The sequence below is a fragment of the Faecalibacterium faecis genome (genome assembly GCF_040096475.1).
Lineage (GTDB): Bacteria > Bacillota > Clostridia > Oscillospirales > Ruminococcaceae > Faecalibacterium > Faecalibacterium taiwanense.
Genome location: NZ_JBBMEP010000009.1, coordinates 40530 through 60852 on the forward strand (window position 1 = coordinate 40530; position 20323 = coordinate 60852).

Below are 20323 nucleotides of genomic sequence, written 5' to 3' on the forward strand. Positions count from 1 at the left end.
AGCCCGGAAAAGATGGGCAAAGAAATCAGGAAAACAGAAAAAAGAACCGGCAAAGCGCTGTGTGCTCTGAACCCCAAAGGGAAGGGCATCCAGCGCTTTGCTTCTATCTGGAATACAGAAATGTATCCATCTGTTAGGCGAAGGTGCACAAACAAAAAGTAAAACACTTGGCATTTTTCACAAAAGAAATTCTGACATTCTTTCAAAAAGCAGGACATTTTTTGAAAGCCCTTGTTTCGTTTAAAAAAATTTGCTAAAGTGTGTACAGTAAATGAACGGTATGCGGGTCCTGTGCAGACCGGGCCGTTCGGGAGATTTAAGGAGGACGATTTATTATGAAAAAGATCACTCGTCGCAGCTTTCTGGCAGCAGCCGGTGTTTCTGCCGCTGCTCTGGCTCTGACCGCATGTGGTGGCTCCAGCAATTCTGCTGCTTCCACCTCTACCGCAGCTTCTTCCACCGCAGCTTCTGCTGCTGGTGATGCTACTGCTGCTGCAAACGATCCCAAGGTGACTCTGGTCTACGCCGAGGTCAACCCGCTGGATACCATCGTTGGCCAGACCGCTACCCACTTCAAGGAGAAGGTCGAGGAGCTGACCGGCGGCTCCGTCGTCATCGATGTGCAGGCTTCCGGCGTTCTGGGTTCTGAGAACGACGTTCTGGACGCAATCCTGGGCGGTTCTACCTCCATCGATATGAGCCGTATCTCCGCTTTCGCACTGACCAGCTATGGCTGCAACAAGTCCAAGCTGCTGTCCATCCCCTTCACCTTCGAGAACCGCGCACACTTCTGGAACTTCGCCAACAGCGATCTGGCACCTGAGTTCCTGAACGAGCCTCAGGAGCTGGGTCTGCCCGTTCGTGGTGTCTTCTACGGCGAAGAGGGCTTCCGTCACTTCTTCACGGTCAACCCTGTTTCCGGCATTGATGATTTCAAGGGCCTGAAGCTGCGCGTGTCCAACGACCCCGTTATGAACGGCATGGTCGAGAGTCTGGGCGCTAACCCCACCGTCGTTTCCTTCGGTGAGCTGTACAGCGCACTGCAGACCGGCGTTGTGGATGGTGCTGAGCAGCCCATCGCAAACTACAAGTCCAATGCATTCCCCGAGGTTGCCAACAACCTGATCCTGGACGGCCACACTCTGGGCGCTGTTCAGGCTGTTATCACCGATAATGCATGGGGCAAGCTGACCGAGAACCAGCAGGCTGCCATCATGGAGGCCGGTGCTGATACGCAGGCCTTCAACGCAGAGCTGTCCGAGACCGCTGAGAACAAGGTTCTGGATGAGCTGAAGAGCTCCGGCTGCAATGTCGTGGATGTTCCCGATAAGGCACCTTGGCAGGAAGCTTGCCAGAAGGTCATCAGCGAGAACACCTCCGATCAGGCTGAGCTGTATCAGCAGCTGCTGGACATGAAGGCATAATTGAAAAAGCCTTTCCTGTTCTGAGATAGTATATAGCCCGGCGGGGGACTACGGGATACGCCCGCAGACCTGCCGGGCTTTTTATATGGAGGAATTCATATGCCGAAAATCTTTACCACTTTGGATAAGATCAAGCCGGTGTACGACATCACCTACAAAGTGGTCCTGTTTATCTGCAAGCTGCTGCTGATCGCAGATATCCTCATCACTACCATGTCGGTCATCGGTCGTTACGTCTCGTTCATCCCGGACCCGGCATGGTCGGAAGAGGTTGTGCTGACCTGTATGAGCTACATGGCCGTGCTGAGTGCTGCTCTGGCCATCCGCCGCGGTGCCCATATCCGCATGACTGCGTTTGACGTGTATCTGCCCAAAATCGCCGTCAAGGTGCTGGATATTCTGGCCGATCTTGCCGTGTGCATTCTGGGTGTCATCATGATGGTGGTCGGCTGGAACTATGCCACCACTCTGGGCGGCCGCGGCTTCTACGTGTCCATGCCCTGGCTGAGCCGCTTCTGGATGTACTTCCCGGTGCCGCTGGCCGGTGTTGCCATGATCATCTTCGAGATCGAGGCACTGTACAACCACATCAAGAGCATTTTTGTAAAGGAGGAAGTGTAATATGACAGTTCAGACACTGGCAATCATTGTCCTTCTTGTCAGCTTCTTTGTAATGATCTTCCTGCGTTTCCCCATTGCATACGCCGTTGGTCTTTCCAGCGTGCTGTGCATGATGGTGCAGGGTCAGGCACTGACCGATGTCTGCCGTCTGATGGTCAAGGGCATCTCTTCCTTCAGCCTGATGGCCGTGCCGTTCTTCATCACCATGGGCGTACTCATGGGCTCCGGCGGCATTTCTGAAAAGCTGATCGCTCTGGCTGATGCCTGCGTGGGCTGGATGCGCGGCGGCATGGCAATGGTCAACATCGTTGCTTCCTACTTCTTCGGCGGTATTTCCGGTTCTGCATCTGCAGATACCGCTTCCATCGGCTCCATCATGATCCCCATGATGGTCGATCAGGGCTACGATGCCGACTTCTCCACTGCTGTTACCATCACCTCCTCCTGCGAGGGTCTGCTGGTTCCTCCGAGCCACAACATGGTCATTTATGCCACCACTGCCGGCGGCATCTCGGTCGGCAGCCTGTTCCTGGCAGGTTATCTGCCCGGTGCTCTGCTGGCCATCGTCCTGATGATCGGTTCCTACATCATCTCGGTCAAGGAGAATTACCCCAAGGGCTCTCCGTTCAGCATCAAGGGCTTCGTTAAGCAGCTGGGCACTTCCATCTGGGCACTGGCCGCTGTTATTATCGTTGTGTTCGGCGTTGTTGGCGGTGTGTTCACCGCTACCGAGTCTGCAGCTATTGCAGTTATCTACTCTCTGTTCGTGTCGGTGTTCGTCTACAAGGGTCTGGACTGGAAGGGTGTCTGGCATGCACTGGATGAGTGCGTGAACACTCTGTCCATCGTGCTGATCCTGATCGCCACCTCTGCAGTCTTCGGCAACTGCCTGACCATGCTGCATGTGCCGGATCTGGCTGCAAATGCCATCACCAGCGTCACCGATAACCCCTACATCATCGCTCTGCTGATCGACCTGATCATCTTGGTTCTGGGCTGCATCATGGATATGGCTCCCATCATCCTGATCGCTACTCCCATCCTGCTGCCCATCGCAACCTCCATCGGCATCGATCCCATCCAGTTCGGTATCATCGTGGTTCTGAACTGCGGCATTGGCCTGCTGACTCCTCCTGTCGGCGCTGTGCTGTTCATCGGCTCTGCCGTTGCAAAGCGCCCGATGGAAAAGGTCGTCAAGGCGACCCTGCCGTTCTACCTGTGCATGTTCGTTGCACTGCTGCTGCTGACCTTCATCCCCGACATCAGCCTGGCGATCCCCAAGCTGCTGGGCGGCTACGTCAGCCCCATCACCAACCCGCTGGGTCCTGTGTTCATCCACTGATGGCCTGACGGCGTAAGGTAAAACCGTTAAAGTCCTCTGCATGAAAGTGCAGGGGACTTTTTGTATGCTAAAAACTTTATTTTTCCTCTTGCATTCTGTCGGAATCGTGCTATAATAGTAAGGCAATCGTTTCCAAGGCCGCTCGACGGGGTAGCCGATATTGAAGGTTGTGATGGGCACATACATTTATAATATGGCCCCAATAAGTCAGAACCAGAAATGAGGTGAAAAGAATGAAACAGGGTATCCATCCGAACTACGTTGACTGCACCATCACCTGCGCATGCGGCAACGTCATCAAGACTCGTTCCACCAAGCCTGAGATCCACGTCGAAGTTTGCTCCAAGTGCCATCCTTTCTACACTGGCAAGCAGAAGCTGGTTGACACCGGCGGACGTGTTGAGCGCTTCAACAAGCGTTTCGGCCGTAAGTAATTATGGTTTTCTGAGCACCGTTTCCTTTGGGAGACGGTGCTTTTTTTGCTGCCTTTTTGGCATATGAAAGGGCGGCCTTAATCATTCTTAAGAATTCTTTTTGCATCCCGCCACAGGATTGTCTTAATTTTTACACATTTTCAGTCTAAAATATACCAGCATTGAACTAGATGAAAAAGGAGCGTTTGCTGTGATCGAAGTATCGCATCTGAGCAAAAAGTATGGCACGCACCCTGCCATTGAAGATTTGTCCTTTACGGTGGGCGACGGCCAGATCTTCGGCCTGCTCGGCCCCAACGGCGCGGGCAAGTCCACGATCATGAATATCCTCACCGGCTACCTTGCCCCCACCTCCGGTGAAGTGAAGGTGGCGGGCTTCAGCCTGCCGGAGCAGGCCCGGCAGGCCAAGGCCTGTGTGGGCTATCTGCCCGAGCAGCCGCCGCTCTACCCGGAAATGACGGTGCAGGAATATCTGGATTTTGCTGCAGAGCTGAAAGGCATCAAAAAGAAGGCCGACCGCAAAGAACAGGTGCGCAAAGCTGCCCGCCGCACCGGGCTGGAAGAGGTGCTGCCCCGGCTCATCCGCAGTCTGTCCAAGGGCTACCGCCAGCGCGTGGGCATTGCGCAGGCGCTGCTGGGCGCGCCGCAGCTCATCATTCTGGACGAGCCTACCGTAGGCCTTGACCCTGCACAGGTCATCGAGATCCGCAGACTCATTCAGGAACTGGGCAAGACCCATACGGTCATTTTGTCCAGCCACATCCTCAGCGAGGTGCAGGCGGTGTGCAGTCAGGTACTGATCCTGTCCAAGGGGCATTTGGTGGCGGTGGGTGCGCCGGAACAGCTGGCCGAAAAGCTGAACCCCGGCAGCCGTCTGCGCGCTACCGCTCTGGGCGGGGGGAAGACCGTGCTGAAAACAGTCGGCTCCATTCCGGGCATCCGCAAGGTGGAGATCGAATCCGAGGCCGACGGACAGGTGACCTTTACCGCAGAAAGTGCCGATGCTTCTGACCGCCGCGCCGAGGTGTCCCGCGCCCTTTCGCAGGCCGGATGCACGGTGCTGGCGCTGGCAGCGGAAAACAGGACGCTGGAGGAAGTGTTCCTTGCACTGACCGAAAACGAGTCTGAAACACCATCGGATGAAGGGGAGGAGAAAACGGAATGACCGCCATTTTAAAACGCGAAATCCGCAGCAGCTTTCATGGCATGATCGGCTACGTGCTCACCGCCTTTATGCTGGCGGCAACGGCCATCTATTTTGTTGCCCTGAATCTGGGCTACGGCCTGACGGATTTTGGCTATTACACGCTTTACCGCACCACGTTTGTGCTGCTTTTGTATATCCCGGTGCTCACCATGCGCTCCTTTGCAGAGGAACGCCGCACCCGCACCGATCAGCTGCTGCTTACCAGCCCGGTGTCTGTGTGGGAGATCGTGCTGGGCAAATTCTTTGCCCTGTGCGTCATCTTTGCACTGCCGTGCCTTGCCGATGCGGTCATGATCCTTGTACTGGCCGCACTGGGTGCCACCGGCACGGCCACGCTGGCAAACTTGGCCGCTCTGCTGTGCTATTATCTCATGGGCTGCGCCGCCATTGCCATTGGCGTGTTTCTTTCCAGCCTGACCGAGAATCAGATCATTGCTGCGGTGGCAGGTGTTGCCGCACTGCTGCTGGCCTACATGATGCCCAGCCTGCGCAGCATGTTCACCGCAGGCAGCGCAGTGGCGCTGGCCCTGTTCACCGCCATTGCGGCAGTGCTCAGTGTGGTGGCAGGCCTGCGTACCCGCAGCTTTACGCTGGGCTGCCTGACCTTTGCGGGCTGCTGTGTGGTGCTGACGGCACTGTTCCTGCTGCAGAGCAGCTGGCTGACCGAAGCGTTCAGCGCGGTGCTCAGCGGGCTGTGCCTGTTCACGCCGTTTGAAGAGTTTGTCAACAACAGCTTTTCCATCCCGACGCTGGTGTACTACCTGACCGTGACCATGCTGTTTTTGTTCTTCACGGCGCAGGGGCTGGAAAAGCGCCGCTGGAACTGAGGGGAGGGGAACAACATGAAAAATTTCAAATTTTCTTCCTCCGCAAACGGCAAGGTGTTCCGCAATGGGCTGTACTCCACGGCCATTCTGGCAGCAGCCATCGTGTTGGCCGTGCTGATCAATCTGCTGGTGGGGGCCATCCCGAAAAAATACACCGAGTTCGACCTCTCTGCCGCCAAAATGTACACGCTGGGCGACAGCTCCAGGCAGCTGATGCAGAGCCTGGATCAGGACGTGACCGTTTATTATCTCTGTGAGACCGGCAGCGAGGATGCCATTATCACCAAGCTGCTGGATCACTACGCCGACGAGAGCGGTCACTTCCACTGGGAGCAGAAGGACCCGGCGCTTTACCCGACCTTTGCAGCGCAGTACGGCGCAGAGAATGCATCCACCGGCAGTCTGATCGTGGTCAGCGGTGAGAACAGCGAAGTGCTGAACGCCGCCGAACTTTACGAGTACGATTACTCCGATTACTACACCACCGGCGCTGCCAACGTGACCTTTGGCGGCGAAAAGCAGATCAGCTCTGCCATCTACAAGCTGACTGCCGCAGCAGAAAGTCATGCCTACTACACCACCAACCACGGTGAGCAGGCGCTTACCTCCTCGCTGACCGAGGCGCTCAAGGCGCAGAATATCAATGCCCAGCCGCTGAATCTGCTCACCGGCACCATTCCGGAGGACTGTGATCTGCTCATCATCAGCGACCCCGCTTCGGATTTTGCAGCTGACGGCCTTGTGGATGAGATCGCGCAGCTGCAGGCCTATCTGGAAAACGGCGGCAAGGTGCTGCTGACCACCAGCGGCTACACCGAAACGCCCGATCTGGATGCAGTGATGGCACAGTTCGGCCTTGCGCGTGAGCCGGGCCTTGTGGTGGAGGGCGATGCGGGCCACGCGCTGTACGGCTACCCGTACTCGCTGTTCCCGGACTACGCGGCCGCCGACGAAAGCACCGCGCTGGACGGCGTGAATCAGAGCACCCATGTGATGCTCTCGGTGGCACAGGGCATCACCATTACCGAGACAGACGATGTGACGGCGGAACCGCTGCTGCATACCACCGAGGATGCCTACAGCAAGCAGGACTTTGATGCCAGCTCTTCTTCCGCAAAGGAAGCCGGCGATACCGACGGCCCGTTCTCGCTGGCCGTATGGGCGCGCAATGAATCAACCGGTGCCGAGGTGATCTGGATCGGCTGCCCCAACATGGACAACGAGCAGGTGTACCAGTCCATCCCGGGCAACCTGACCTTCCTGCAGGGCTGTGCCGCTTCGCTGGTAGGGCAGAGCCTGCTCATCGACACCAAAGCACTGGAAGCTGCACCCATCACGGTCCCGGCTTCCGCATCCATGACGCTGGGCATGGTGTTCGTATTCGTGCTGCCCGCAGCAGTGCTCATTGCAGGTGCTGTGGAGGTGCTGCTGCGCCGCCGCAGGTAAGGGGGCACTGCCATGAAAACAAAACAGCGCACCCTTGCGGTGCTTCTGGTGCTGGTGCTTGTGCTGGGCGGGCTGCTGTGGTTTGTCAGCCGCAGCAATGCCGCAGAAGAGGCTGCTTCCAGCGCCGCCGCAGAGGGCAGCATCCTGCTTTCTTCCTTTGCGGCGGGCGATGTGACCAGCATCCGGTATGCCTATGGCGGCGAAACGCTTACCCTAAATTACGATTCCGGAAGCTGGACGCTGGCGGATGACCCGGACTATCATCTGGATGCATCTGCCTGCAATACCATGGTCACAGCGCTGGCATCCCTGAACGCCAAACGTCAGCTCACGGCTCAGCCCGGCGAGGACTACGGCCTTGCCGATCCGGCTGTTACGGTCACGGTGACGGCGGCAGGCGAGACGAATACCTTTGCCTTTGGCACCGAGAATCCGGTCACAGGAGATCTGTACGTGCAGAAGGCAGGGGACGATGCCGTGTACACCGTTTCTGGCAACAAGGCGGCCTGCTTTGAGCTGACCAAAGCAGACCTTTTTGGCGCGTTCAACCCGGCGGGACTGACAGCCTCCGCGCTGGAAAGTGTTTCCATTACGACGGGCAGCGGCACCCTTGCACTGAATGCAGTCTCTGAGCCTGCGGAAGCGGAGAGCGATTCCTCGGAAAGTGCGGCCGATTCCACCACCTATCAGACCGTGTGGCGGCTGGCCGATGAACCCTCTGCCGATCTGGACGACAGCAAGTTGCAGAGCATCCTCTCTGCTCTGGCAGGCTATGTGACCGCACAAATCGCGGATGCCGACCCTTCGGCCTATGGCTTTGATGCACCGCTTGCAACGGTGCGGGCTGCCTCTGCCGATGGGACCGTGACCCTCCACTACGCCGAAAATGCAGACGGCTGCTGGATGATGGTGGAGGGGGACAGTTCCGTCTATGCGGTTGACCTTGACACTGTGCAGGCCCTTCTGATAACGGCCGCTGCCTTAAAAGCGGAATAAAAACCTTTGTGCGCCGTATGCGGAAAGCCCGCTGCGGCGCATGTTTTTTTGTTGCGGCGTGTAAAGCTTCGGCAAACATTGGCAGAGTGATTGACATTTCAGCAAAGATTGATTAAGATAGACGAGACAGGGCAGAATAACTGCGCAATATAAGAGCCTGCTTTTGCAGGTTCTCCGGTCGTCATGGATGTTGTGCGGGGCTGGGTCGCCCTGGTACGAGGGATGGGGCATGGCCCTGTCTTTTTTCGTATCTGAGTTACAAGGAGGATAAAGTAAAAAATGGACAACTCGGTGATCGTTTCACTGCGGGATATCGTAGTGGAATTTGACGGTCAGCGCATTCTGGATGGGCTGAACCTCGACATCCATGACAAAGAGTTCGTAACGCTGCTGGGTCCTTCCGGCTGCGGCAAAACCACCACCCTGCGTCTGATTGCAGGTTTTCTGGAACCCAATTCCGGCAAAGTGCTGCTGAAAGGTGAGGACATTACCGGCGTGCCGCCCTATAAGCGCCCGGTGAACACCGTTTTTCAGAAATACGCACTGTTCCCGCACCTGAACGTGTTCGAGAACGTGGCCTTCGGTCTGCGGCTCAAAAAGATGGACGAAGAGACCATCCGCCGCAAGGTGCGCAACATGCTGGAAGTTGTTGGCCTGAAAGGCTTCGAGCGCCGCAGCATCAGCCAGATGTCCGGCGGCCAGCAGCAGCGCGTGGCCATCGCCCGCAGTCTGGTGAACGAGCCGGAGATCCTTCTGCTGGACGAACCCCTTGGCGCACTGGACCTCAAGCTGCGCAAGGAGATGCAGCTGGAGCTGAAGCGCCTGCAGCGCGAAATGAACATTACCTTTATTTATGTTACCCACGATCAGGAGGAAGCCCTTACCATGTCCGATACCGTCGTGGTCATGAACAGCGGCAAGGTGCAGCAGATCGGCACGCCGGAGGATATTTACAATGAGCCGAAGAATGCCTTTGTTGCAGACTTCATTGGCGATTCCAACATCGTGGACGGCGTGATGCACCGGGATTTTCTGGTGTCCTTCTCCGGCGTGGACTTCCCCTGTGTGGATCGCGGCTTTGCCCGCGAGCAGAGCGTGCAGGTAGTGGTGCGTCCCGAGGATATCGAGGTGGTCTCTCCTGTGGAAGGCCAGCTTGTCGGCGTTGTGAACGATGTCATCTTCAAGGGTGTCCACTTTGAGATGCATGTGGAGTGCGAGGGCCGCGAATGGCTGATCCATTCCACCCGCGCCTGCACCCCCGGTGAGACCATTGGTATGCGCATCGGCCCCAACGAGATCCACATTATGGCGCGTTCAGAGGGGTGAGCCGCAATGATGAAGATTTACGATAAAAAGCTGGCCTATCCGTACTTTGTATGGATGACGCTGTTCACAGTGGTGCCTTTGATCATCGTGGTGTACTATGCATTTACGGATGCAAACGGAGCTTTCACGCTGGATAACCTCACCTCCATCAGCGGCTACGGCTCGGTGTTTGCCCGCAGCCTGCTGCTGGCCCTCATTGCCACGGTCATTTGTCTGGTCATTGCGTTCCCGGTGGGCTATTTTCTTTCCCGCCTGCGGGTGAACAAGCAGCACATCATGCTCATGCTGGTCATGCTGCCCATGTGGATGAACTTCCTGCTGCGCACCTACGCATGGATGGGCCTGCTCAGCATCAACGGCCCGGTGAACGCTGTTCTGGGCGTGTTCGGCCTTGGCCCCTTCAATATACTCAACACCTCCGGTGCGGTGGTGCTGGGCATGGTGTATAACTATGTGCCCTATATGATCCTGCCGCTGTACACCAGCATGACCAAGATCGACCAGAGCCTGGTGGAAGCTGCGCAGGATCTGGGCGCTTCCACCACCAAGACCCTTCTCCGGGTGCTCATTCCCATGAGCGTGCCCGGCATCAGCACCGGCATCACCATGGTGTTCGTCCCGGCGGTGTCCACCTTTGTTATCAGCCGTATGCTGGGCGGCGGCTCCAACCTGCTCATTGGCGATCTGATCGAGATGCAGTTCCTTGGCAACAGCTACAACCTGAACGTGGGTTCTGCCATGAGCCTTGTGCTGATGATCATTGTGCTGCTGTGCATGAGCTTCACCTCCAGCTTTGATGAAGATGAAATGGAGGGCGTGTCCTGATGAAAACGAAACATCTGCGCCTGATGCAGCGCGTCTATATCGTGCTGTTTTTCTGCTTCATGTACCTGCCCATTGCATACATGATCGTATTCAGCTTCAACCAGTCCAAGGGCTATTCGCTCTTCACCGGCTTTACCCTCAAGTGGTACTCCAGCCTGTTGCATAACTCCTCCATCCTGCATGCGCTGCTGGTCTCGCTGGAAGTGGCTCTGATCTCTGCGGTCATTGCTACTGTGCTGGGTACAGCGGCAAGTCTGGGCATTGCGTCCATGGGCCGCGGGAGCCGCCTTGTCGTCACCAACATCACCTATATCCCGGTGGTCAACCCGGAGATCATCACCGGCATCTCGCTCATGCTGCTGTTTGTGGCCTACCAGCGCTTTGCCGGGGGTGTCTCCTGGCTGCCGGATACCATCATGGGCTTCCCGACGCTGCTCATTGCGCATATCGCGTTCAATGTGCCGTATGTCATCTTCAACGTCACGCCCAAGCTCAAGCAATTGGATATCAAGCTGTATGAGGCAGCACTCGACCTTGGCTGCGACCCCAAGCAGGCCTTCTTCAAGGTCATCCTGCCGGAGATCAGCCCGGCCATCCTGTCGGCATTCCTCATCTGCCTGACCTATTCCATCGACGACTTCATGATCTCCTATTTCAACTGCGGCACGGTGGAAACGCTGCCCATCGCCATCTACTCCATGACCCGTAAAAAGGTCAGCCCGGAGATCTATGCGCTGTCCACCATCATGTTCGTGGTCATTCTGTGCATCATTCTGATCTCCAACGCAATGGAGAGCCGCAGCTACCGCCGCGACCAGAAGGCGCTGAGAGGGGAGGGCGTGTGATGAAACGTTTTGCTGTGTTGCTGCTGGCGCTGGCAATGACGGTCTGCTGTGCAATGCCCGCCTTTGCCGCCGGCACCATCGAAGTCACCGAGGATGTCTCGGTGTCGGACGATTACGACTGGACCCGCTTCAAGGGCCAGAACGTGGCCATCAATGTCTATAACTGGGGCGAGTACATCTCCAACGGCTCGGACGACAGCGTGGACGTGGTGGCGGCCTTTGAAAAGCTTACCGGCATCAAGGTGAACTACACCACCTTCGACTCCAACGAGTCCATGTACGCAAAGCTCAAGTCCGGCGCAGCCAACTACGATGTGGTCATTCCGTCGGATTACATGGTGGCAAAAATGATCGCCGAGGGGATGCTCAAGCCTCTGAACTACGACAATATCCCGAACTTCAAAAAGATCGATCAGGAATACGTGGATCCGGATTACGATCCGCAGAATGCCTACACCGTGCCCTACATGCTCTGCACCACCGGCATCATTTATAACACCACCATGGTGGACAAAGCGCCCACCAGCTGGGCCGACCTGTGGGACGAGCAGTACGCAGGCAATATCCTGATGTTCAACAACAGCCGCGATGCCTACGCCATTGCTGCTTTTAAGAGCGGCCACGATATCAACCCGCAGTCCACCGAAGAGGTGGATGAGGTGGTGGAAGAGCTGAAGGCTCAGAAACCGCTGGTGCAGGCCTACGTCATGGACGAGATCTTTGATAAGATGATCGGCGGCGAGGCAGCCGTCGGTGTGTACTACTCTGGCGATGCCATCACCATGATCGACGATAATCCCGACCTTGCATGGGTGTTCCCGGAGGAAGGCAGCGTGCTTTCCGTGGACTGCATGACCATTCCTGCTGCCAGTGAACATCAGGAAGCTGCGGAAATGTTCATCAACTTCATGTGTGAGACGGACATCGGCAAGGCAAACGCCGAGTACATCGGCTACACCACCCCCATGCAGGATGTGTGGGAGGTGCTGGACGAGGATCTGAAGGAGAGCGAGATCGCTTATCCGTCCGAAGAGAAAGCCGCCAAGGAAAAGGTGTTCACTGCCCTGAGCGACGATGTGAACAGCGAGCTGGACGTGAAGTGGAGCGAAATGAAGAGCTACGACGAGGGTGGCAGCAGTCTGCTGTTCCTTGCGCTGCTGGCAGCCATGGTAGCGCTGGCCTGCTTCAACATCTGGCGCAAGGTCCGCAGGCGCAACCGCAATCAGTATTAAACGCAAAGGAGGCTGCTGCACAGAACAACGTGCAGTGGTCTCTTTTTATAGAAAGGAAAAACCATGGAACAGTTCTTTTACACCGAGACCATGACAGTCATGAACGCAGATGCCGACTTCCGCAGCCTGCTCAAACCCAGCGCCCTGCTGCGCTATGTGGAGCAGATTTCGACAGACCACGCCCGCGCCTTTGGTATGGATGACCAGTTCTTCAAAGAACGCGGTGTGACCTTTCTGGTGGGCAAGCAGGCCCTGAAATTTGACCGCGTGCCGCAGCGTGCCGAAACGTTGACCCTTACCTCCCGGGCGCAGGTCAGCAAACACGGTTCGGTCAAACGCATCACCACCCTGACCGATGCCGAGGGCAAAGAGGTGGCTATGGTGGACTGCCGCTGGATCGTGGCAAGCCTTGCCGAGGGCCGTATCCTGCGGGAGCCGGGCTGGACGGTGGAGAATTTCTGGAACGATACGGTGGAGGGCGAGCTGCCTTTGCAGCTGCACAAGTGCAAGGATGGTCTGACCAGCGCAGGGGAGTGGACGGCGCATTATTCCCAGTGCGATCTGAACGGCCATTTGAACAACGCATTCTATCTGGACCTTGTCTGCGATGCGCTGCCGCTGGAAGTGATGCGCAAAGGCCCCGTGACCTTTGCTTCTATCAACTACCACCGCGAGATCCCGATGGGAGAAACGGCAGAGGTGTTTTATGCCCCTTCGGCGGATGGCTGGTATGTGGTCGGAAAGCACAACGGCCAGACCAGCTTTGAGTGCTATCTGGAGGTGGGAAAGACAAACGTGTAAATCGTTGATTTCTCACGAGAACCGCTGCGCCGCTTTTAGCTGAAAATAAGCGAGCAATGCAAAAAAAGCGTCACCCGTGCAGAAAAAACGGCGCATTTTGAGAATTGCATCCTCTGAGGAACAGGGAGTACTCTTTTATTAGAAGGATCTTCTGATTGTCCAAAGGAGGATAAAACAAATGAAAAAACATCTCCGAGTCCTTGCGGCCGTTCTGGTACTGTGCTTCAGTCTGCTGTGCCCGGCGGCATCTGCCGCCAGTGTATAGACTGCGGCCTGCAAGCCGTCCGCTGCAGCCGTTCAGACCATTTCTGCCGGCAAAAAGACGGAGCAGATGGTCTGGGTCCCAACGCACAGCGGCAAAAAATATCACAGCAAGTCTACCTGCAGCAATATGAAAGACCCGGAAAAGGTTACATTATCGAAAGCAAAAGCGGAAGGCTTCACTGCTTGCAAAAAGTGCTATTAAGAAAATAAAGAATGATCTGCAAAGCCCTTGCCGGAAATTTTCTGGCAGGGGTTTTATATGTGTCCACAAAAAGTTAACAAAAGAAATTACAGAAAAATTACAAAACCCTATTGCAAAATGGTTTCAAAAGAGTTACAATATGGTTACAGCAAGGGCACAAGCCCTGCTGAGTGTGAAATCTTTTTCTTCTTGTTTTTTGGGGATATCGGGCACAGGTTCTCCTCCTCCGGCTGTTCTCCTTCACAGTCGTGATCCATGTGCCGCACAGGCGGTATCCCGCTTCGTGTGCAAAAAAGCTCGTCCGTTCTGGACGAGCTTTTTTGCATCCATAAATCACGCAAAAACCGGCTTCTCATGCGGGAAAGTATGACCTTACGCCATTTTGGTGGGCAATTTGCCTGTTTTTCTGCAAAGGACATTTACAAAGTTTGGCGCGGCGGGGGTTTGTATTCCGGCTGGCTTTGTGGTACAGTATATACAATCAATTTATAGGTTGCAAACATGAATCCGATTGATGTTGATGCGTTAAGAGAAAAGGAGTTTGAACATGGCTTATTTCTATAAAGAACCTTCCCGCACTTTCGGTGAATATCTGCTGATCCCCGGCTATTCCTCTGCAGAGAATATCCCCACGGCTGTCAGCCTCAAGACCCCGCTGGTCAAGTACCGCAAGGGCGAGGAGGAATGCCCCCTGCAGATGAATATTCCCATGATCAGCGCTATCATGCAGGCGGTCTCTGGCGATAAGCTGGCCATTGCACTGGCCCGTCAGGGCGGCGTGTCCTTCATCTACGGCTCTCAGAGCATTGAGAACGAGGCTGCCATGGTGCGCCGCGTCAAGAGCTTCAAGGCTGGTTATGTCGTGTCCGATTCCAATCTGGCCCCCACTGCCACCCTGCACGATGTGCTGGAGCTGAAGGCACGCACCGGCCACTCCACCATTGCCATCACTGCCGATGGCACTCCGAGCGGCAAGCTGCTGGGCATTGTTGCATCTCGTGACTACCGCATCAACCACACCCCGGATGATGCCCCTGTCACCACCTTCATGACCCCGCTTGAAAAGCTGGTCACTGCACCGGAGAACACCTCCCTGCACGACTGCAACAACATCATCTGGGATAACAAGATCAACACCCTGCCTCTGGTGGATGCCGAGGGCAACCTGAAGTATATGGTGTTCCGCAAGGACTACGACTCCCACAAGAAGAACGCCAACGAACTGCTGGATAAGAACAAGAGCTATGTGGTGGGCGCAGGCATCAACACCCGCGATTACGCTGAGCGCGTGCCCGCACTGGTGGATGCCGGTGTGGATGTGCTGTGCATCGACTCTTCCGAGGGTTACTCCGAGTGGCAGAGCCGCACTATCGGCTGGATCCGTGAGCACTACGGCGATACCGTCAAGGTGGGCGCAGGCAACGTTGTGGATGCCGAGGGCTTCCGCTTCCTGGCCGAGGCTGGTGCAGACTTCGTGAAGATCGGCATTGGCGGCGGTTCTATCTGCATCACCCGCGAGACCAAGGGCATTGGCCGTGGTCAGGCTACCGCTGTCATCGAGGTGGCAAAGGCCCGCGATGAGTACTATAAGGAGACCGGCATCTACGTGCCCATCTGCTCCGACGGCGGCATCGTCCACGATTACCACATCACGCTGGCACTGGCCATGGGTGCGGATTTTGTGATGCTGGGCCGCTACTTTGCCCGCTTTGACGAAAGCCCCACGAATAAGGTGCGCATCAACGGCCAGTATATGAAGGAGTACTGGGGCGAAGGCTCCAACCGTGCCCGCAACTGGCAGCGCTACGATCTGGGCGGTTCCAGCAAGTTGAGCTTTGAGGAAGGCGTGGACAGCTACGTGCCCTATGCCGGCCCTCTGGCTGACGGTGTGCAGACCACTCTGTACAAGGTCAAGAGCACCATGTGCAACTGCGGCGCTCTGTCCATCCCGGAGCTGCAGCAAAAAGCAAAGCTGACCGTGGTTTCCTCTACCTCCATCGTTGAGGGCGGCAGCCACGACGTTGTGCTGAAGAATGCTACCCCCAATATCATCAACGGTTAACACGTTTGTTCTGAAAGCCGCCCGTGCTGTTTGTGTATGGGCGGCTTTTTCTTACCGGAAATTGACCGGGATTTTCCAAAAATGCTTGCACCGCTCTGCGTTTGGTGATATCATGATAGAAACGCACTGTCAAGACAGGCAGGCGCGCAAACCTTCCCACAGGTCAGAACGGCAGGGGACAGCAAGGAGCCTTTGCCGGGTGTAAAGAAGAGAGGATACTATTCATGGACGAAATCAAGGTTGTGCCTTATATTCCAGATGAGGACTACGACAACCCCGCAATGGTCGTGGATTTTTATGAATTTACAATGGCAAACTGCCTGTTCCTGCACGGATTCAAGGACACCACGCTGGTGTTTGATATGTTCTTCCGCAAGAACCCGGATAATCAGGGTTACTCCATCAGCGCCGGCCAGCGCAAGCTGACCCGTTTTCTGCTGAATTATCATTTCAATGCACAGGATATCTGGTGGCTGCGCACCAAGGGCATGAGTGAGGAATTCTGCGAGTATCTGCGCACCTATCAGTGGAAGGGCGACATGTACGCTCTGCCCGAGGGCACGGTGGCATACCCGCATGTGCAGATGGTGCGCATCGAGTGCGACCTCGTGGGCGCAATTCTGATCGAGACCTACCTGCTGCAGACCATGAACTTCCACAGTCTGATCGCCACCAAGGCTACCCGCGTCACCGGCCTGAACACCCACACGCCCCGCAGCGTGATGGAATTCGGCACCCGCCGTGCGCAGGGCGAAAGCGCTGGCAACGATGGTGCATATGCTGCTGTTCTGGGCGGCTGCGTGGGCACTGCCAACTGTTTGGCCGAGATGAAGTTCGGCGCGGAGGTCAAGGCTGTGGGCACCGTAGCGCACAGCTTCATCGAGTTCTTCCCCACGGAGTTTGATGCCTTCAAGGCCTTTGCCGATACCTACCCGGATTCGGTCAGTCTGCTGCTGGACACCTATAATATCATGGAGAGCGGTCTGCCCAACCTCATTAAACTGGACGATTACCTCATCGAAAAATACCCCAACGACCCGAACCGCCGCGTCAAGAGCGCCCGTATCGACTCCGGCGACCTGGCCCGCGGCTCCAAGCGCCTGCGCAAGGCACTGGATGCGGCCGGTAAGCCTTACATCAAGCTGGTGGCTTCCAATGGTCTGGACGAAAAGAAGATCGCCAACATGGAGCTGTATGAGCACGCTCATTTTGACTCCTACGGCGTGGGCGAAAACCTGATTACCTCTGCTTCCGACCCCGTGTTCGGCGGTGTGTACAAGCTGGTGGCGGTCAAGCAGCCGGATGGCAGCTACACTCCCAAGATGAAGTGCTCGGATTCCGCCAGCAAGGCCATCATTCCGGGCAAGAAGATGCCGTGGCGCCTCTACGATGAAAATGGTCAGGCCCAGTGTGACCTGATCGCCATGGATGATGAAGTCATCGAGGCGGGCAAGCCCGTCACGATGGTCAATCTGGACTCCGATGCCATCGAGCGCACCGTCACCATTACCCCCACCAAGGTCAAAAAGCTGCTGGTGCCGCATGTGCTGAATGGTCAGTTGGCCATTGAGCTGCCTTCGATCGCAGAGAAGAAGGCCTACATTGCAAAGCAGCTCACCGAGGAGACCTGGGAGAGCGAACTGCGTCTGGAGTGCCCGCATAAGCACTATGTGAACATGACCCCGGCTGTGGCCGAGTGCCGTTCCAAGATGTATGCAGAGCTGCACGGCGGCAAGGTGTAAAATAAGCAAAATAAAAAGCCCCTCAAGCGTAAGCTTGGGGGGTCTTTTTATGCCGCCGACGGGGGTCGAACCCGTACTCTGTCTCCAGAAAGGGATTTTAAGTCCCTCGTGTCTGCCAATTTCACCACAGCGGCATACAACGCTAATAATAATACAATAGAATGGCTTCTTTGTCAAGAAAAAGCACGGAGCCCGTCTCTTCATCCTCCATTCACGATTCATTTGTAAAAAGTGCTTTTTCTTTCCGTAGTTTCATGGTATAATAACCTTCAGATACGGTTTTCCGGGCCGTAGCCGCGTGCTTTGGCAGCGCGGCAGAAGAGGGCAGAGCGGGCAGCGTACCGCTCTGCTGGGGCAGTGCCCGCAAGATAGGGCGGGCGGGAAATACAAAAAGAGAGGCGAATCGAGATGTTGGATATGATCAAGTGCAGCACCGGCGGCGCATACTATGCCCGCGGTGAATGGGTGCCTGCAGACGGCGAAGCAAGCGCCGCACTGGCAGCAAAGGGCTTTGACGCCGCAGCCATCGAGAACGCAAAGACCGGCACCATGGCCTACAGCATTCTGCAGGCCCACAACACCAGCGGCGATGCCGAAAACCTGAAGATCAAGTTCGATGCCATGGCCAGCCATGACATCACCTTTGTGGGCATCATCCAGACGGCCCGTGCGTCCGGTCTGGAGAAATTCCCCATTCCGTATGTGCTCACCAACTGCCACAACAGCCTTTGCGCCGTGGGCGGCACCATCAATGAGGACGACCACCGCTTCGGCCTGTCCGCCGCAAAAAAATACGGCGGCATTTTTGTGCCCCCGCATCTGGCGGTCATCCACCAGTACATGCGCGAAAAGTTTGCGGGCTGCGGCAAGATGATCCTTGGCTCGGACTCCCACACCCGCTACGGTGCTCTGGGCACCATGGCCATTGGTGAGGGCGGCGGCGAGCTGGCAAAGCAGCTGCTGGGCCGCACCTACGATGTGGCCCGTCCGGGTGTTGTTGCAATTTATCTCACCGGCTCTCTGCCTGCAGGCTGCGGCCCGCACGATGTGGCCATTGCGCTGGTGGGCAAGCTGTTCAAGAGCGGCTATGTCAAAAACAAGGTGATGGAGTTTGTCGGCCCCGGCGTTGCGTCTCTGCGTCAGGATACCCGCAACGCCATCGATGCCATGACCACCGAGACCACCTGCCTGTCCTCCATCTGGGAAACCGACGAAACGACGCAGAAATTCCTTGCGGTGCATGGCCGTGCCGCCGACTATAAGAAGCTGGCTCCGGCCGACCTTGCTTATTACGACGGTGTGGTAGAGGTAGACCTTTCTGCCATCCGCCCCATGATCGCACTGCCCATGCATCCCTCCAATGCATTTACCATTGAAGAGCTGAACGCAAACCTTGAGGATATTCTCCATGCCTGCGAGCAGGATGTGCAGAAGCTGATCGGCCGTAAGGATGTCAGCCTTGACCTGTGCAGCAAGATCGAGAACGGTAAACTGCGTGTGGATCAGGGCGTAATCGCAGGCTGCGCAGGCGGTCTGTACGACAGCATTTATGAAGCTGCCTCCATCCTCAAGGGCCACACCGGCGGCTGCGGTGACTACGCCCTGAGCGTGTATCCCGGCAGCCAGCCCATCATGATGGAACTGGTGCGCACCGGAGTCATCCACGACCTGATGGCCAGCGGTGCCACCGTCCGCACTGCGTTCTGCGGCCCCTGCTTCGGCGCAGGCGACGTGCCCGCCAACGGCGCGCTGTCTATCCGCCATACCACCCGCAACTTCCCCAGCCGCGAAGGCTCCAAGCCCGGCAACGGCCAGCTTTCCGGTGTGGCACTGATGGATGCCCGCAGCATTGCGGCCACCACGGCCAACGGCGGCATTCTGACCCCGGCTACCGATATCGACTATGATCCCACCGTGCCGGAGTATCAGTACGATCCTTCCAGCTACGATACCCGCGTGTATCAGGGCTTTGGCAAGGGCGATTACGATGCCCTGCTCAAGCTTGGCCCCAACATCAAGGACTGGCCCGAAATTGCACCGCTGGGCGATAACCTGCTGCTGAAGGTGGCATCTTACATCACCGACCCTGTCACCACCACCGATGAGCTGATCCCCTCCGGTGAGACTTCGTCTTACCGTTCCAATCCTCTGGGCTTGGCCGAGTTCACCCTCAGCCGCAAGGACCCGGAGTATGTGGGCCGTGCCAAGGCCGTGCAGGCCGAAGAAAAGGCCCGCCGTGCAGGCGAGGGCAGCGCCGAGGTGCTGGCCCAGCTGCACAAGGTGCCCGGTTGCGAAAACCTGACTTGGAACGATGTGCAGATCGCATCCACCATCTTTGCCGTCAAGCCCGGCGATGGTTCTGCCCGTGAGCAGGCGGCCAGCTGCCAGCGTGTGCTGGGGGCCGGTGCCAACATCGTTACCGAGTACGCCACCAAGCGCTACCGCTCCAACCTCATCAACTGGGGCATGCTGCCGCTGCAGCTGGTGGGCGCAACGCCCTTCGGTCTGGGCGATTATGTGTTCATCCCCAACGTCCGCGAGGCCCTCAAGGGCGACCTGCAGAACATCAAGGCCTATGTGCTGGGCGACACCGCAAAAGAGTTCAGCCTGTACATGGCTCCGCTGACCGCCGACGAGCGCAAGATCCTGGCCGACGGCTGCCTGATCAATTTCTATAAGCACTGATATGATAGAAGGCTTCCTCTTTGGGGGAAGCCTTTCTCTGGC

Annotated in this window: 16 protein-coding genes and 1 tRNA gene; 16 read left to right on the forward strand and 1 reads right to left on the reverse strand. The window is 56.6% G+C overall.

Going from position 1 to position 20323, the window contains the following annotated elements; translation table 11 throughout:
- The first annotated feature begins 335 nt into the window (after positions 1-335).
- The 15 genes from WMO17_RS06190 (at position 336) to WMO17_RS06260 (ending at position 17596) form a co-directional block, all read left to right on the forward strand.
- Complete coding sequence (locus WMO17_RS06190; protein ID WP_349137686.1) at positions 336-1424, forward strand: TRAP transporter substrate-binding protein; 1089 nt, start codon at positions 336-338, stop codon at positions 1422-1424.
- A 99-nt stretch (positions 1425-1523) separates the two neighbouring features.
- Positions 1524-2045, forward strand: coding sequence for a TRAP transporter small permease (locus WMO17_RS06195; RefSeq protein ID WP_005937205.1), 522 nt, complete (start codon positions 1524-1526; stop codon positions 2043-2045).
- Position 2046: 1 nt separating this feature from the next.
- Entirely contained in the window at positions 2047-3387 is a 1341-nt protein-coding gene (locus tag WMO17_RS06200; RefSeq protein WP_005937207.1) for a TRAP transporter large permease, read from the forward strand.
- A 233-nt stretch (positions 3388-3620) separates the two neighbouring features.
- The gene (rpmE, locus tag WMO17_RS06205) at positions 3621-3821 is read left to right on the forward strand and encodes a 50S ribosomal protein L31 (RefSeq protein WP_005926533.1); all 201 of its coding nucleotides are present in this window, start codon (positions 3621-3623) and stop codon (positions 3819-3821) included.
- A 190-nt stretch (positions 3822-4011) separates the two neighbouring features.
- Positions 4012-4986 carry an ATP-binding cassette domain-containing protein gene (locus WMO17_RS06210; RefSeq protein WP_207698209.1) on the forward strand — a complete coding sequence of 325 codons (975 nt, stop codon included), beginning with the start codon at positions 4012-4014 and terminating at the stop codon, positions 4984-4986.
- Positions 4983-5855 (forward strand): ABC transporter permease, encoded by an 873-nt coding sequence (locus tag WMO17_RS06215; protein ID WP_207698208.1) that lies wholly within the window; start codon positions 4983-4985, stop codon positions 5853-5855. Before WMO17_RS06210 ends, WMO17_RS06215 begins: the two co-directional genes overlap by 4 nt.
- A gap of 15 nt (positions 5856-5870) precedes the next feature.
- Positions 5871-7301, forward strand: coding sequence for a DUF7088 domain-containing protein (locus tag WMO17_RS06220; RefSeq protein WP_349137687.1), 1431 nt, complete (start codon positions 5871-5873; stop codon positions 7299-7301).
- Between the two features lie 12 nt (positions 7302-7313).
- Positions 7314-8297, forward strand: a complete 984-nt coding sequence (locus tag WMO17_RS06225) for a DUF4340 domain-containing protein (protein WP_349137688.1) — start codon at positions 7314-7316, stop codon at positions 8295-8297.
- Positions 8298-8576: 279 nt separating this feature from the next.
- Positions 8577-9623 (forward strand): spermidine/putrescine ABC transporter ATP-binding protein, encoded by a 1047-nt coding sequence (potA, locus tag WMO17_RS06230; RefSeq protein ID WP_349137689.1) that lies wholly within the window; start codon positions 8577-8579, stop codon positions 9621-9623.
- 9 nt (positions 9624-9632) lie between these two features.
- Entirely contained in the window at positions 9633-10448 is an 816-nt protein-coding gene (locus WMO17_RS06235) for an ABC transporter permease (protein WP_154255474.1), read from the forward strand.
- Entirely contained in the window at positions 10448-11293 is an 846-nt protein-coding gene (locus tag WMO17_RS06240) for an ABC transporter permease (RefSeq protein WP_005937234.1), read from the forward strand. Before WMO17_RS06235 ends, WMO17_RS06240 begins: the two co-directional genes overlap by 1 nt.
- Entirely contained in the window at positions 11293-12525 is a 1233-nt protein-coding gene (locus WMO17_RS06245) for an ABC transporter substrate-binding protein (protein ID WP_349137690.1), read from the forward strand. Before WMO17_RS06240 ends, WMO17_RS06245 begins: the two co-directional genes overlap by 1 nt.
- 63 nt (positions 12526-12588) lie before the next feature.
- Positions 12589-13326 (forward strand): acyl-[acyl-carrier-protein] thioesterase, encoded by a 738-nt coding sequence (locus tag WMO17_RS06250; protein WP_349137691.1) that lies wholly within the window; start codon positions 12589-12591, stop codon positions 13324-13326.
- A 1013-nt stretch (positions 13327-14339) separates the two neighbouring features.
- Entirely contained in the window at positions 14340-15854 is a 1515-nt protein-coding gene (locus WMO17_RS06255; RefSeq protein ID WP_154258848.1) for an IMP dehydrogenase, read from the forward strand.
- 224 nt (positions 15855-16078) lie between these two features.
- Positions 16079-17596 (forward strand): nicotinate phosphoribosyltransferase, encoded by a 1518-nt coding sequence (locus tag WMO17_RS06260; protein WP_097781858.1) that lies wholly within the window; start codon positions 16079-16081, stop codon positions 17594-17596.
- Between the two features lie 50 nt (positions 17597-17646).
- Here the strand turns inward: WMO17_RS06260 and WMO17_RS06265 are convergent.
- Positions 17647-17730 (reverse strand) — tRNA-Leu (locus WMO17_RS06265).
- A gap of 283 nt (positions 17731-18013) precedes the next feature.
- Here WMO17_RS06265 and WMO17_RS06270 point away from each other — a divergent pair.
- The gene (locus tag WMO17_RS06270) at positions 18014-20281 is read left to right on the forward strand and encodes a hydratase (RefSeq protein WP_412289996.1); all 2268 of its coding nucleotides are present in this window, start codon (positions 18014-18016) and stop codon (positions 20279-20281) included.
- The last annotated feature ends 42 nt before the right edge of the window (positions 20282-20323 follow it).

Bases quoted from the DNA above. Each gene is read 5' to 3' on its own strand.
- WMO17_RS06190 (WP_349137686.1), top strand. From the start codon at position 336: ATGAAAAAGATCACTCGTCGCAGCTTTCTGGCAGCAGCCGGTGTTTCT.
- WMO17_RS06195 (WP_005937205.1), top strand. From the start codon at position 1,524: ATGCCGAAAATCTTTACCACTTTGGATAAGATCAAGCCGGTGTACGAC.
- WMO17_RS06200 (WP_005937207.1), top strand. From the start codon at position 2,047: ATGACAGTTCAGACACTGGCAATCATTGTCCTTCTTGTCAGCTTCTTT.
- rpmE (WP_005926533.1), top strand. From the start codon at position 3,621: ATGAAACAGGGTATCCATCCGAACTACGTTGACTGCACCATCACCTGC.
- WMO17_RS06215 (WP_207698208.1), top strand. From the start codon at position 4,983: ATGACCGCCATTTTAAAACGCGAAATCCGCAGCAGCTTTCATGGCATG.
- WMO17_RS06220 (WP_349137687.1), top strand. From the start codon at position 5,871: ATGAAAAATTTCAAATTTTCTTCCTCCGCAAACGGCAAGGTGTTCCGC.
- WMO17_RS06225 (WP_349137688.1), top strand. From the start codon at position 7,314: ATGAAAACAAAACAGCGCACCCTTGCGGTGCTTCTGGTGCTGGTGCTT.
- potA (WP_349137689.1), top strand. From the start codon at position 8,577: ATGGACAACTCGGTGATCGTTTCACTGCGGGATATCGTAGTGGAATTT.
- WMO17_RS06235 (WP_154255474.1), top strand. From the start codon at position 9,633: ATGAAGATTTACGATAAAAAGCTGGCCTATCCGTACTTTGTATGGATG.
- WMO17_RS06240 (WP_005937234.1), top strand. From the start codon at position 10,448: ATGAAAACGAAACATCTGCGCCTGATGCAGCGCGTCTATATCGTGCTG.
- WMO17_RS06245 (WP_349137690.1), top strand. From the start codon at position 11,293: ATGAAACGTTTTGCTGTGTTGCTGCTGGCGCTGGCAATGACGGTCTGC.
- WMO17_RS06250 (WP_349137691.1), top strand. From the start codon at position 12,589: ATGGAACAGTTCTTTTACACCGAGACCATGACAGTCATGAACGCAGAT.
- WMO17_RS06255 (WP_154258848.1), top strand. From the start codon at position 14,340: ATGGCTTATTTCTATAAAGAACCTTCCCGCACTTTCGGTGAATATCTG.
- WMO17_RS06260 (WP_097781858.1), top strand. From the start codon at position 16,079: ATGGACGAAATCAAGGTTGTGCCTTATATTCCAGATGAGGACTACGAC.
- WMO17_RS06270 (WP_412289996.1), top strand. From the start codon at position 18,014: ATGATCAAGTGCAGCACCGGCGGCGCATACTATGCCCGCGGTGAATGG.